The sequence below is a fragment of the Thermoactinomyces sp. CICC 10523 genome, assembly GCF_016055105.1.
Taxonomy (GTDB): domain Bacteria; phylum Bacillota; class Bacilli; order Thermoactinomycetales; family Thermoactinomycetaceae; genus Thermoactinomyces_A; species Thermoactinomyces_A daqus.
Window position 1 is genome coordinate 281,079 of record NZ_JAECVX010000001.1, and the last position, 12,691, is coordinate 293,769.

At 49.2% G+C, this 12,691-nt stretch carries 11 protein-coding genes; 4 read left to right on the top strand and 7 right to left on the bottom strand.

Features of this window, described 5'->3' with window-relative positions:
- Nucleotides 1–50: 50 nt before the first annotated feature.
- The 3 genes from mntR to I8U19_RS01490 all read right to left on the bottom strand — a co-directional run bounded on the left by mntR (nt 51) and on the right by I8U19_RS01490 (nt 1,786).
- Nucleotides 51–482 carry a transcriptional regulator MntR gene (mntR, locus tag I8U19_RS01480; protein ID WP_033099157.1) on the bottom strand — a complete coding sequence of 144 codons (432 nt, stop codon included), beginning with the start codon at nt 480–482 and terminating at the stop codon, nt 51–53.
- A gap of 63 nt (nt 483–545) precedes the next feature.
- The gene (locus tag I8U19_RS01485) at nt 546–1,097 is read right to left on the bottom strand and encodes an NADPH-dependent FMN reductase (protein WP_033099158.1); all 552 of its coding nucleotides are present in this window, start codon (nt 1,095–1,097) and stop codon (nt 546–548) included.
- A 221-nt stretch (nt 1,098–1,318) separates the two neighbouring features.
- On the bottom strand, nt 1,319–1,786 hold the full coding sequence (locus I8U19_RS01490; RefSeq protein ID WP_033099159.1) for a hypothetical protein: 468 nt from the start codon (nt 1,784–1,786) through the stop codon (nt 1,319–1,321).
- Between the two features lie 221 nt (nt 1,787–2,007).
- On the opposite strand from I8U19_RS01490, the gene hutH reads away from it, so the two are divergent.
- Both hutH and I8U19_RS17565 read left to right on the top strand, forming a co-directional pair.
- A complete protein-coding gene (hutH, locus tag I8U19_RS01495; protein WP_198054990.1) occupies nt 2,008–3,540 on the top strand; it encodes a histidine ammonia-lyase in 1,533 nt (510 codons plus the stop codon).
- A gap of 78 nt (nt 3,541–3,618) precedes the next feature.
- Nucleotides 3,619–3,912 carry a DivIVA domain-containing protein gene (locus I8U19_RS17565; RefSeq protein WP_052153851.1) on the top strand — a complete coding sequence of 98 codons (294 nt, stop codon included), beginning with the start codon at nt 3,619–3,621 and terminating at the stop codon, nt 3,910–3,912.
- A gap of 98 nt (nt 3,913–4,010) precedes the next feature.
- Here the strand turns inward: I8U19_RS17565 and I8U19_RS01505 are convergent, their stop codons facing one another.
- The 3 genes from I8U19_RS01505 to I8U19_RS01515 form a co-directional block, all read right to left on the bottom strand.
- A complete protein-coding gene (locus I8U19_RS01505; RefSeq protein WP_198054991.1) occupies nt 4,011–5,177 on the bottom strand; it encodes a lactate 2-monooxygenase in 1,167 nt (388 codons plus the stop codon).
- A gap of 134 nt (nt 5,178–5,311) precedes the next feature.
- Nucleotides 5,312–6,043 (bottom strand): metallophosphoesterase, encoded by a 732-nt coding sequence (locus I8U19_RS01510; RefSeq protein WP_198054992.1) that lies wholly within the window; start codon nt 6,041–6,043, stop codon nt 5,312–5,314.
- A 171-nt stretch (nt 6,044–6,214) separates the two neighbouring features.
- Nucleotides 6,215–9,487 (bottom strand): vitamin B12-dependent ribonucleotide reductase, encoded by a 3,273-nt coding sequence (locus I8U19_RS01515; RefSeq protein ID WP_232330880.1) that lies wholly within the window; start codon nt 9,485–9,487, stop codon nt 6,215–6,217.
- Nucleotides 9,488–9,596: 109 nt separating this feature from the next.
- On the opposite strand from I8U19_RS01515, the gene I8U19_RS01520 reads away from it, so the two are divergent.
- Both I8U19_RS01520 and dat read left to right on the top strand, forming a co-directional pair.
- Nucleotides 9,597–9,779, top strand: a complete 183-nt coding sequence (locus I8U19_RS01520) for a hypothetical protein (RefSeq protein WP_033099163.1) — start codon at nt 9,597–9,599, stop codon at nt 9,777–9,779.
- 23 nt (nt 9,780–9,802) lie between these two features.
- Complete coding sequence (dat, locus tag I8U19_RS01525) at nt 9,803–10,645, top strand: D-amino-acid transaminase (protein WP_198055137.1); 843 nt, start codon at nt 9,803–9,805, stop codon at nt 10,643–10,645.
- A gap of 12 nt (nt 10,646–10,657) precedes the next feature.
- On the opposite strand, the gene I8U19_RS01530 is transcribed toward dat, so the two are convergent.
- Entirely contained in the window at nt 10,658–12,514 is a 1,857-nt protein-coding gene (locus I8U19_RS01530) for a hypothetical protein (protein WP_198054994.1), read from the bottom strand.
- Between the last annotated feature and the right edge of the window lie 177 nt (nt 12,515–12,691).

The window sequence follows — 12,691 nt, forward strand, 5'->3', positions numbered from 1 at the left end:
CATCCTCCTAGCAAAAAATGAATGAAAAAACCCAAGGACGAGTCCATGGGTTAGCGTGATTCATCATCAGCGTCTGCTTCTTTTATTGTATGCAAATGTTTTACCAAATCCGGATTATTTTCCAATAACCGAACCAAATTTTCGATACAGGTGATTGAATCCCAGCTCAAATGGTGTTCGATGCCTTCAACATCATGGTAAATCTGTTCCTCGCTGACGCCGATCAACCGCAAAAATTCCTCCAGCAAATGATGGCGGTCAACCAGCCGTTTTCCTATTTTTTTCCCTTTGGGGGTCAGAACCAAACCACGATATTTTTCGTAAACAAGATAATTACTCTGATCCAGTTTTTGCACCATTTTCGTGACAGATGAGGGGTGTACCTCCAACGCTTCGGCAATATCGGAGACTCTTGCGTATCCCTTTTGTTCAATTAACTTGTAAATGTTCTCCAAGTAATCTTCCATACTCGGTGTCGTCATTTAAGAGGTCCCCCTATCCGTCCAAAATTGATTCTCCATGCCATGCCTCCCGTCTCAAGCGGTTTATCGCGTCAAAACGCCATGGCGTGTGATTGTGGCCACCAGATTTTGCCCCAGTTCTTCCAATCGCTTTTGCAATTTTTCATCCTTGAGGGTTCCGTCCGGATTAAAGGCCATATAAGATTGGGGAACCGACGGCATCGAGGGCAGAGGCCAGGCATGCAGTGTACGGCAGATGATATTTAAAGTGTTGACTGTGTTGGTTGCCCCCATTGCCCCGCCGGCAGTGCCCACCAAAGCGACAAATTTCCCTTCAAGTTCGCGTGCACCGATAAAATCAAGGGCATTTTTCAAAACCCCGGAGATGCTGCCGTGGTATTCGGGCGAACCTAGGATAAATCCATCTGCTTCCAACATTTTTTTCTTAAACAAGTGAACATTGTCGGGATAAGTGGATTCATCCGAACGAGCGTCATAAATCGGCAACGGGTTTTTCCGCAGATCAAATACCTCGACCTCGGCTCCGGCCTTACGTGCCGCTTCCGCCACGATGCCTACAGCCAGATGGGTTGTCGAATTGGTGCTCAAACTCCCCGGAACAGCTAATATTTTCATTCCGTCCACACTCCTCTTTTCAGGAAATATGTATTTATCGTCTTTTTTATAAAATACCCATAAACATCAATATGGTTTTGCACGTTACAGTATATCGAATTTGTCTCCTCATTTCTACAAAAAAACAAAAACGATCAATCACTTCCCCGCGCAGTCCGGGGATGAAAAGAGAAGTCATACAGAAAAAGCCACCCGCCAGGCAGCTTTTAAAATGAAAAAAATCATGAAATGGAATGAGAAGCGAAACGGATATAATCAACCAGCAATTCTCCCTTCGCAAGCAAAAAGACCACAGTGGCGAATCGCGTTTTCGCAGGAGGAGGCGGAACGATCGAAAAATAAGAATACCAGCTGGAAGAGCCGGCCGGCGGTTCTATCAACAGCGGTGTTGTGCGAATCAGATTTTTTCTCCCGTCCAAATAGGATACCGCGGCATACAATATGGCTTCGCCACCACCGGACGTGACATTGAGAACGCGGAAATTCAAATAATAGGAACATTCTTCTTCAAACTCACCCGGGATGGTCTGTTTTAACACTGCGTGGTTGGTCGCACTGCCTTTCATCAGAACGGAAACGTCCCCTTCTTGAAACGGGTTCTTGACCCACTTGATTCCCGTTCCCGTCCAAGGGAAAATTCCGCTCCGAAAGTTGCCGTTTTTAAGAAGATTGCGGTTGGTGCAAGGCATGCTTTCCTACACCTCCCAACTAAACCCGTTTTCTTAACTTATGCATCTTTTTCTGTTGCGGTGAAAAGTGATCCAGCAAGATAGACGTGCCCCCGTTTGATTGCCTATAATAATAGGCAAACAAGTTTATAGAGGATGCTCTGAAGAAAGGAGGGTCGGGCCAACGCCTAACCCTCCTTTCTCTTGTATTCTCTAATTAAATAAAAAGGGAAAGTGATAATATGACGAAGAAACCGGCCATTTTCATTTACGGGGACCGCTTAACTTTCCAGCAATTTGCAGAAGTTGTTTTCAACAAAGCACCAGTGGAACTCTCCGACTGCGCGATTGAACGGATGGAGGCATCGCAGAAATATGTGGCGAAATTACTTTCCGACGAAAGGGCAGTTTACGGAATCTCCACCGGATTCGGAAAGTTGTGTGACGTTTTGATCGCCCCGGAAGAAGTGCACAATTTGCAGCACAATCTGCTGAAAAGCCATGCCTGCGGTGTCGGTGAACCTTTGCCGGAAGAAGTGGTGCGCGGGACGATGTTGCTCCGCATCAACGCGCTGGCCAAAGGTTTCTCCGGAATCCGTCCGTCCGTTGTGCAAATGCTCATCTCGCTTTTAAATCACGAAGTTCATCCGGTGATCCCGTCCCAGGGTTCTCTCGGTGCAAGTGGTGACCTGGCGCCTCTTTCCCATATGTGTCTTCCTCTCATCGGCCTGGGTGATGTGATTCACGACGGGCATCGAATCCCTGCCAAAGAAGCGCTGGCCCGGCTGGGGATGAAACCGATCCGTCTGGAAGCGAAAGAAGGACTGGCGCTGATCAATGGTACGCAAATGATGTGCAGCATCGGTGCCCTGGCTGTACTCTATGCGGAAAACTTACTGAAAGCAGCCGATATCATCGCCGCGATGACCGTGGAAGCGCTGGAAGGAATCCCCGATGCTTTTCACCCGCTCATTCAGCAGGTTCGGGGTCATTACGGACAAATCGTCACAGCGAAAAACATGCTGGCCTTGCTCGCGGAAAGCGGACGAACCACCCGGCCGGGAGAGAAAAGAGTGCAGGATGCCTACAGTTTACGTTGCATCCCTCAAGTGCATGGAGCTTCCAAAGATGCCTATCACTATGCAGCGAAGACAATTGTACAGGAAATGAATGCGGCAACGGACAATCCGCTCATTTTTGCCAGTGAAGGAGAAGTGATCTCCGGCGGAAATTTTCACGGACAACCATTGGCCCTCACCACCGATTTTCTCGCCATCGCCCTTGCGGAGATCGCCAATATCTCCGAACGGCGGACGGAACGCCTCGTCAACCCGCAGTTGAGCGGACTGCCCCCCTTCTTATCGGCCAGGAGCGGGCTTCATTCCGGTTATATGATCATGCAGTATGTGGCGGCATCACTTGTCTCGGAAAACAAAACTTTGGCCCATCCGGCTTCAGTTGATTCAATTCCGTCATCGGCCAACCAGGAAGATCATGTCAGCATGGGTTCGATCAGTGCGCGAAAGTGCCTGAAAATCATAGAAAATGTAACCAACGTCTTGGCGATCGAATACCTGTGTGCCGCACAGGCACTGGAATTTTCCAGCAAATCATGCGGAAGGGGAACACTGATTGCACGGGAGCTTTTGCGCCGACACGTTCCTCCGCTTGACGATGACCGTGAAGGACATGCAGAGATCAACATCGCCGCTCACCTGATCAAAAGCGGTTCTCTGGTTAAAGCGGTTGCGGAAAGACTGGATCTCCAGATCTAACAGGGCCGAATAGAATATTTACCGTTTTGAATATAAATACTATAATGAATTTAATAGAATGTTTAAGGAGGTTCCCGTATGCCCCGCTTGACGGCCGAAGAGATTCACGGAAAAGAATTCAAACGAGCGAAACGCGGTTATGATATCGATGATGTAAACGAATTTCTCGACGAAATTATCAAAGATTATTTGGAATTTGAACAAAATGAGGAGTCGGTTCATCACCAGGAATTTTTCCTCCGGATGGAAGAATGGATGGAACAATTGCTGTATGAAGTGCAGCAGTTAAAAGAAGAAAACCGCCTTTTGCGTGAGCAGCTCTCAGCTCTTGCTATCAACCCGGATTACCCGGCCCCTCCCTATTATCGCTGATGGAATCGGATCGGCCACAAGCGAAAAAGAACGGATTTCTTAGAGGAAATCCGTTCTTCATCGCGGTTTTCGATTTAATCCGGCAGAGCAATAAAGGTTCAAAGGAACAGCTGATCCGCTTTCACCAAAATGGAGCGGTTGAGATCCGCCAGAGAGGAAAAGCCTGCCAACGCCATGGTCAGATCAAAATCAGCCAACAAATTGCGGACCACATGCCGCACTCCGTCCTGTCCGCCCAACGCCAGGCCGAACACATAAGGACGTCCGACCAGAACTGCACTCGCCCCCAGAGCCAGCGCTTTGATCATATCCGCGCCACGACGGATCCCGCTGTCCATGAGAACCGGAATTCTCCCTTTTACCGCATCGACAACCGGCCCCAGCGCATCCAGGGCGGCGATCGCCCCGTCCACTTGCCGTCCCCCGTGATTGGAGACGATAATGCCATCGATTCCGTGTTTGAGCGCGAGTTCCGCGTCCCCGGGATGCAAAATTCCTTTTAACAAGATCGGCAATCGCGTATGTTTGCGCAAAAAAGGGAGATCATCCCACGTTAAGCTCTCATTTCCGAAAATCTGTGCCCAATAAAGGATCGCCTCTTCAAGGTCTGTTTCGGGCGGCTTGGAAAGCTTCGCCCGAAAAGCGGGGTCGGACAAATAATTGCCGATTCCTTCTCCCAGCAAAAAAGGCAAATAACCCTGATTGATGTCATTTTCGCGCCATGCCATCATCGGTGTGTCCAATGTCACGACAATAGCCGCATACCCCGCCCTTTCCGCCCGTTCCAGAAGACTCGCGGCCACATCCTGATCCCTGCTCCAATATAACTGAAACCATCTGGGGGCATCGCCCATCACCCGGGCAATCTTTTCCAGCGAATGAGTGGAAGCAGTGCTGGCGACAAATGGAACGCACAGTTCAGCTGCCGCCTTGGCCGCACCCAGCTCTCCTTCGGGATGGATGATCGACTGCACCCCGACCGGCGCCAAGAGCAAAGGATAATCATAAGTTTGTCCAAACAGCTGTACGCGAAAATCGCGTTTGGATACATCCCGAAGCATTCGCGGCACGATTTGCCACTTTTGAAAAGCACGGCGATTGGCACGTGCCGTATCCTCTGCCCCGGCTCCTCCCTCCACGTAATAAAACGGCCCCTCCTCCAGCACGTCTCTCGCTTTATCCACAAGTTCTTCATAACGGACAGGATATTTTGCTTTTTTAAACCGGCGATACACCTCAAACTGCACCCGATTGCCAAAGTGCATCAAACCTTCCTCCTCTGCCTGTGACAAGTAGCTTTCAAAACAGGAAAGATCTCTGCCCAAACAAAATTTTATACTAATTCTGAATTCATAGGCAAAAAATAAAGGAGAGCATTTCACCCTCCCTTATACACAGATCAATCCCGGATTTTGACGGGACAGAAATCGACCGCATCGCAGGCGACCAGCCGCAGGGTAATGCCATCCACTTCTCCCTGAATCGCATCTTCCCCCGCTTTGCCGTGAAGATGCCCATAGATGCACATCCGAACACCAAATTCCTTCATCACATCCAAAAACCCCGATTCCGTCGATGTTTTGGTAATCGGAGGAAAATGCAGCATCACGATCTTTTCTTTGTCCGGATGATCTTTTTGCGCTGCTTCCAGAGCAATTCTCAGCCGTCCCACCTGCCGCTCATAAATCTTTCTGTCTTCGTCTTCCTTAAAAAAGCGGTCCCCCGGCAATGTCCAGCCGCGTGTTCCTGCCACCACCTTGCCCTCGACCAGGGTATAGTCGGCATCGATCCATTCCATTCTCTCCGGCAAGGCAGCGCGCACTTTCTTTTTGCTGCTCACATAATAACAATGATTGCCCGGGGACAACACTTTTTTTCCCGGCAACTGGCTGATCCAGCCGAAATCAAAGCGGGCCACTTCCAATTTCATCGCCCAGCTGATATCTCCGGGAATGAGGACGGTATCATCCTGGCTGACCACCCTTAGCCAATGATCACGGATCTTCTCATAATGTCGGTCCCAACCGAAGAGATCCATCGGTTTTTCAATGTCCTGCACCGGATCTATATCATACAGCGTGACCGCCCTTTTAAATGATAAATGAAGATCGCTTAGCGCATAAATAGCCAAAATGCTTCACACCCTTATGTATTCGTCTCGGACCGCATCCATTGTGATCGTTACCATCAATCTTTGCAAACAGCCCTTATTCAATCATGAAGGGAAAGGATTGGCAAAGTCAATAGACCGGGACGAAAACCGAAAAAAAGCACCCCGGCAAAAGGGTGCTTTTCATGGGAATCAAGAGCAGCCGGTGGTGGAGCCGCAATCGAGACACACATAACAGGAACCGTTTCGCTTTGTCATCCCGCCGCACTCGATGCAAAGTGGTGCCCCGCTGCTGGCACGGATCGCATCGAGATTGCCGGTGGATAAAGCAGCCTCATGGCTGTGGCTGTTATTCTCCCGGCTGGTGTGCTGTCCGCCGCCATCCGGCTCCTTCTCTGCATTCTTTTTCTTATCCTTGTTCGCATAATATCGAAGCTCTTCTTTTGCCGGCGGTACCTGAACGAAATCGGTTCTCCCCAGATATTCCATTCCGAGCAACCGGAACACATAATCAATGACAGACGTCGCCATTTTGATATTTGGATGCTCCACGATCCCCGCCGGTTCAAAACGGGTGAAAGTAAGGGAATTCACATATTTCTCCAGCGGAACGCCATGCTGCAGACCAAGCGATACGGCCACGGCAAAAGCATCCAGCATTCCGCGCATCGTGCTCCCCGCCTTGTGCATATCGATGAAGATTTCACCCAGCGATCCGTCTTCATATTCACCGGTGCGGACAAAGATTTTTTGTCCGGAAATTCTCGCTTCCTGGGTAAATCCTTCCCGTTTGCGCGGAAGGCGGCGGCGGATGCTGGGCACATGCCCGGTGGCAACCACTTCTTTCAGCGTTTGCCCCGTTTCTGCCGCGGACGGTTTCACCTCATTTTTTTCATCCTCTTCCTTTTTATCTCCGCGACTGTTTAGCGGCTGCGAACTCTTGGAACCGTCCCGGTACAGGGCAACGGCTTTAAGGCCCAGCTTCCATCCTTGTTCATAAGCATGCAAAATATCTTCAACCGTCGCTTCATGGGGCATGTTGATCGTTTTGGAAATCGCCCCGCTCAAAAACGGCTGGGCGGCTGCCATCATCCGCAGATGCCCCATGTAGTGGATAAAGCGGGTGCCGTGTTTTCCGCATGGATTTGCCGTATCGAAGACCGGATAATGTTCTTCCCGTAGATGAGGTGCCCCTTCAATCGTCATCATCCCGCAAATGACATCGTTCGCTTCATCAATCTGCTTTTGGCTGAATCCGAGACTGCGAAGCACATCGAAATCGGCTTTGGCATACTGCTCCTCGGTAAACCCGAGCCGTTTCAGACATTCATCTCCGAGCGTGTGGCGGTTGAAAGCAAAAGGCAACTCAAATACAGTCGGTAGCACAGCTTCGATTTTTGCGAGGTCTTCATCGTTAAACCCTTTTTCTTTCAGGCTGTCCCGGTTGATATGCGGAGCACCGGAAAGCGACAGTGTACCGGTCACATATCGCAAAATGGCATCCTGCTCTTCTTTGCTGTAACCGAGATTTTGCAAAGCCGGACGGATCGACTGGTTGGCGATCTTGAAATATCCCCCGCCAGCCAGCTTTTTAAATTTGACCAGGGCGAAATCGGGTTCGATCCCCGTTGTATCGCAATCCATCAGCAAACCGATCGTTCCCGTCGGGGCGAGCAATGTTGTCTGCGCATTGCGGTAACCGTATTTCTCTCCCAGCTCCAGCGCTTCATCCCAGGCCGCGCGCGCAGCTTTCAACAGAAAATCGGGGCAATGATCCGGATTGATGCCCATGGGCTTGATTTGCAAACCTTCATATTCCTCTTCCGGCGCCCCATATGCCGCCCGGCGATGATTGCGGATCACGCGCAGCATATGTTCGCGATTGATGGGAAAAGCCTTGAACGGGCCCAGTTCTTTCGCCATTTCTGCCGATGTGGCATAGGCGGTTCCGGTCATGATCGCCGTAATCGCCCCCGTGATGGCCAGCGCTTCATCAGAGTCATAAGGGATGCCCGACAGCATCAGCAACGTTCCGATGTTGGCATACCCCAATCCCAGTGTCCGGTACTGATAGGACAACTCGGCAATCTCTTTTGAAGGATATTGCGCCATCAATACCGAGATTTCCAGAACCATTGTCCACAGACGGCAGGCATGGCGGAAAGCTGCGATATCAAAATGGCAAGTTTCCGCATCGAAAAACTTCACCAGGTTGAGGGAGGCCAAGTTGCAAGCCGTATTATCTAGAAACATGTATTCAGAACACGGATTGGAGGCGTTAATCCGGTTATGCCGTGCTCCCAGTTTCCCGTCCATTCCTGCGGGAACAGTATGCCATTCATTGATGGTTCCGTCATATTGCACACCGGGATCAGCACATTCCCATGCAGCTTCTCCGATCTGCCGCCACAGCTCCTTTGCGGGCAGCCGTTTGCAGACTTCGCCGGTCGTGCGGTATTTCAGTTCCCAGTCTCCGCCTTCCTGCAATTTTTTAAAGAAAGAATGCGGAACCCGCACAGAGTTGTTGGAATTCTGACCCGATACGGTTTCATATGCTTCGCCGTTAAATGACGGATCATAACCGGCAGCAATCAGCGCCCTCACTTTTTTCTCTTCAACCGATTTCCAATTGATAAATTCCTCGATGTCCGGGTGATCCAGATCAAGGCAGACCATTTTGGCCGCCCGGCGGGTCGTTCCTCCTGATTTGATTGCTCCTGCCGCCCGATCACCGATCTTGAGGAAGGAAAGGAGCCCCGACGAAGTTCCACCGCCGGAAAGCGATTCCCCCTTCCCGCGGATCAGGGAAAAGTTGCTGCCCGTTCCGCTCCCGTATTTGAACAGACGGGCTTCTCTCACCCACAAATCCATAATGCCGTTTTCATTTACCAGATCGTCTTCCACTGACAAAATAAAACAAGCGTGGGGCTGCGGCCGTTCATAAGCGCTGTTTGATTTTTTCACTTCTTCCGTTTTCGGATCGACGTAATAGTGCCCCTGCGATTTGCCTGTAATCCCATAGGCAAAATGAAGTCCGGTGTTAAACCATTGCGGAGAGTTCGGAGCCGCCATCTGATGAAGGAGCATGTACACCAATTCATCATAAAACGCCTCGGCGTCCTCTTTACTATCAAAGTATCCGTTTTCTTCTCCCCATGCTTTCCAGCAACCGGCCAGACGGTGGATCACCTGTTTGACGCTCGTTTCCGCCCCCGTCACGGGCTGTCCGTTATCATCCATAAGCGGGTTCCCGGCTTCATCGTATTGTGGAACCCCCGCTTTACGGAAGTATTTGGAGATTAAAATATCCGACGCCACTTGAGACCAATCTTCGGGAACCTCTGCCCCTGTCATCTCAAAGACGACGGAACCGTCCGGATTGGTAATGCGGCAATCCCTTTTTGTATAGCGGACTGTTTCAAACGGGTCTTGTCCAGGTTGGGTAAAAAAGCGCTGTATCTTCATGAAGCCATTCCTCCGGTGCATAAGTATGTGTCAGAAATACTATATATAGAGATAATAACAGTATAACACTACTATATGTTGATACAAGTGTTATTTTTGGGAAGATCCATTGGCGATCGGAGAAGAAGCATCCTTTTTCCTGAAGGCATCTCATGTCTTTTTCGGCGCACCAGGGGATGAAAGTGAAGCAAAATCGGGCAAAAATGTTGCACCACTGACCCGCTCTGCAACACTTTCACAGAAAAAAAACAAGACTTGTTGTTTTCATTCACTTCAGGCAAACTATATTTAATATAGGAAGAAAGGATGAATCAAATGATCATTCTCTATGATGACCGCCTGATCAAACGTGAAGAAGCGAATATCGACATCGAAGACCGTGCATATCAGTTTGGAGACGGAATTTACGAAGTGATTCGCGTCTACCACGGAATACCTTTCTACTTAAATGAGCATCTTGAACGTTTCCAAAAAAGCGCCGATGCGATTCGTCTCTCCCTTCCCTATCCGGTGGAAACCCTCGCGCAGAAACTGCTGGATCTGGCACGCGAAAATCAACTGGAGGAAGGAAACCTCTATCTGCAACTCAGCCGCGGAACCTCTCCACGCTCCCACGCCTTTCCCTCAGATGCCAAACCTCTGATCATCGGGTACACACAACCGGACAGCCGCCCGCTCACCGCTTTGCAAAACGGTGTCACTGCCATTACCGATGAAGACATCCGCTGGTTGCGCTGTGACATTAAAAGCCTCAACCTGCTGGGAGCCGTATTGGCTAAGCAAAAAGCGGTTGATCATGGCGCAAAAGAAGCGATTCTCGTCCGTAATGGCACGGTCACGGAGGGCAGTTCCACCAACATCTTTATGGTAAAAGGGCAAACCTTGTGGACGCATCCCGCCAACCACTTTATTTTACATGGTATCACCCGGAAGATCACTTTACAATTAGCGGAGGATTTGGGTATATCTGTAAAGCTTGAACCATTCTCCCCGTCACATCTGGCCGAAGCGGATGAAGTATTTTTGACCAGTACGACCATGGAAGTTTGCCCGATTGTGCAAATTGACGGAAAAGCAGTCGGAAATGGCAAACCCGGACCAATCACCCGCCAGTTGCAGAAAGCATTTGAAAAAGAGATTGAACGCGTTTGCCAATGAAAAAGGAGACCGTTAACTTTCACGGTCTCCTTTTTCGTCTTGCTGCTCTGTTTTATTTTCGACCAACCGGAATCCTTCAGCATCCCGCAAAGTAATATCCTTGATCATGACGGGTGTATCATTCGTATAGGTCAACGCAACCGAATTAGAATCATAAGTCAAGTTTACCGACAATTGATTAAAGTTGGACGTGATTGAAACTTGGAGTGGTTCTCCATCCTCAATGGACTTCCAGGGCACTTCCTGCTCTGCAACCTTTTGCGGCTGATCACCGATTTTATAGAGAGCGAATTTGTTCGTCTTCTTGTCCCAGACGAGACGGAAGTGACTGTTATCCACGGCTTCGATTTCCACACTGTACGAACCTTTCTCCTGCGGCGGAACAAACAGGAACGAAGAAGAAGCGGATGCATCCAACCGTACTTGCGACAGCGGATAAACCCCCAGCTGGTTGCGGCCTTGCGAATCCACATCCAGAAGTGCCTGGCCAAAATCGATTCGCCAGGGCTGTTGGTTCATCCACATCTGTTCAAACATGTTCTGATTTGTCACTTGGTTCACATCCGGATAAAAGAACTTGACCCCGTTGCCACCGCGGAAGTGAAGCGTATAATCCCCGCTCAGCCGGGTCACGCCAACAGCCATCCATTTTTTCGATTTTCCTTCTTCTTCAATCGAAAGGCGAATCGGTTCATTAGGGAAATAATAAAGTTCAAAATTATATTTTTTGCCAGCCTCAACGCGGTACTGGTCACCGGAATCGCCGATCGGAATATACTGTCCTTTCATGATGTCATATAACTTGATTTTCCCTTCTTTATCTACGGCGAGCCCCAAAATATCGGATTTGTCGGGGGTTTCCAAATAACCTGTAAACCCGTTGAGCTGATTGAGAATAAATGAACCCTGAATGGCACTGTTCGGTTTGATCGGATACGGGTACTTAAAAGAGTTATTTTGATCATTGAAAGTAATCGACTGGAACAGTTGGCCATTCCCCGCTCCATTTTGTTTATCGTCCTGGGTGATCGGAGCAAACATATTCGCCAGCGTGCTGTCCTTCGCATCGCTGTAGCCGGCGTACCACTTCGTCACCGTCAGTGAGACCAGCACCAGCGCTGCTGCAGCAACTACAACCGTCGTCACCACTTTTTTCTTTCGGCTTCTTCTTGCCCTTCGGCTCAAATGGCTGCCTTCAGCCGAATTTACATGGCGCTCAACCTGAACCGAAAAATCTTCCAGCCCATTCTTTCGATCCAGGGCAAACATGGCAAGCTTGACAATTTTCGGCGGAATTTTTTTCGCTTCCAGTTGACGTTCAGATTGCTTCAGCCCCCCCATTGGTGCATGTCCCGTCAGGAGGTAAAAGAGCAATTCGCGCCATTTTTCATCATGACCGCTTTTTCCCGGCTCTTTCATATAATAAAACAAGATCAGCGGTTTCTGACCATTCAACAAAATATTCTTCGGATCAAGGGTAGCGCTGAGCGAAACCGGTAAACGATCCAAATCGCGCAATGTTTTCAAGCATTTGCTAACGACGCGAACAGCTGCTTCCGGATCCATTGCCCGTTCTTTGTTCACAATTAAAGGCAAGGGGTCTCCTGAAAAAGGAGGATGGACTAAAATGAGTTGTTCATCTTCTTCCATCACGTCTAAAATCGGGGCCAGATGGGGGTGCTGCATCCTGCGAAAAACATCCTTGTACCCGGAAGGCAAAGGACGGCGGGTTACTTTGATCGACTGAAGAAAGACTTGCGCCCCATCGGGAGATTTCGCCTGCAGAAGCTGTCCGGAAAAGAAATTGATTACATCTTCTACCTGAAACCTCTCATAATAACGACGCCTCGTGTGTAGTTCTTGTTTCAACGGCGTTTCCCCTAACCTTATATGGAATAAGTATAAAATAAAAAGAAAATAATATCATCACAACAAATTATGCTATCATAAGCGCTTGAAAAATCAAGTGCGATTTAAATAAATCAATTATAATTAGATATTTATATAATATTTAACACCTAAAGACGATTTGTTGATAAAATACCC

Coding starts and splice junctions, on each gene's coding strand:
- I8U19_RS01485 (WP_033099158.1), bottom strand. CDS start 1,097: ATGAAAATATTAGCTGTTCCGGGGAGTTTGAGCACCAATTCGACAACC.
- I8U19_RS01490 (WP_033099159.1), bottom strand. CDS start 1,786: ATGCCTTGCACCAACCGCAATCTTCTTAAAAACGGCAACTTTCGGAGC.
- dat (WP_198055137.1), top strand. CDS start 9,803: ATGATCATTCTCTATGATGACCGCCTGATCAAACGTGAAGAAGCGAAT.
- I8U19_RS17565 (WP_052153851.1), top strand. CDS start 3,619: ATGCCCCGCTTGACGGCCGAAGAGATTCACGGAAAAGAATTCAAACGA.
- mntR (WP_033099157.1), bottom strand. CDS start 482: ATGACGACACCGAGTATGGAAGATTACTTGGAGAACATTTACAAGTTA.
- hutH (WP_198054990.1), top strand. CDS start 2,008: ATGACGAAGAAACCGGCCATTTTCATTTACGGGGACCGCTTAACTTTC.
- I8U19_RS01505 (WP_198054991.1), bottom strand. CDS start 5,177: ATGCACTTTGGCAATCGGGTGCAGTTTGAGGTGTATCGCCGGTTTAAA.
- I8U19_RS01515 (WP_232330880.1), bottom strand. CDS start 9,487: ATGAAGATACAGCGCTTTTTTACCCAACCTGGACAAGACCCGTTTGAA.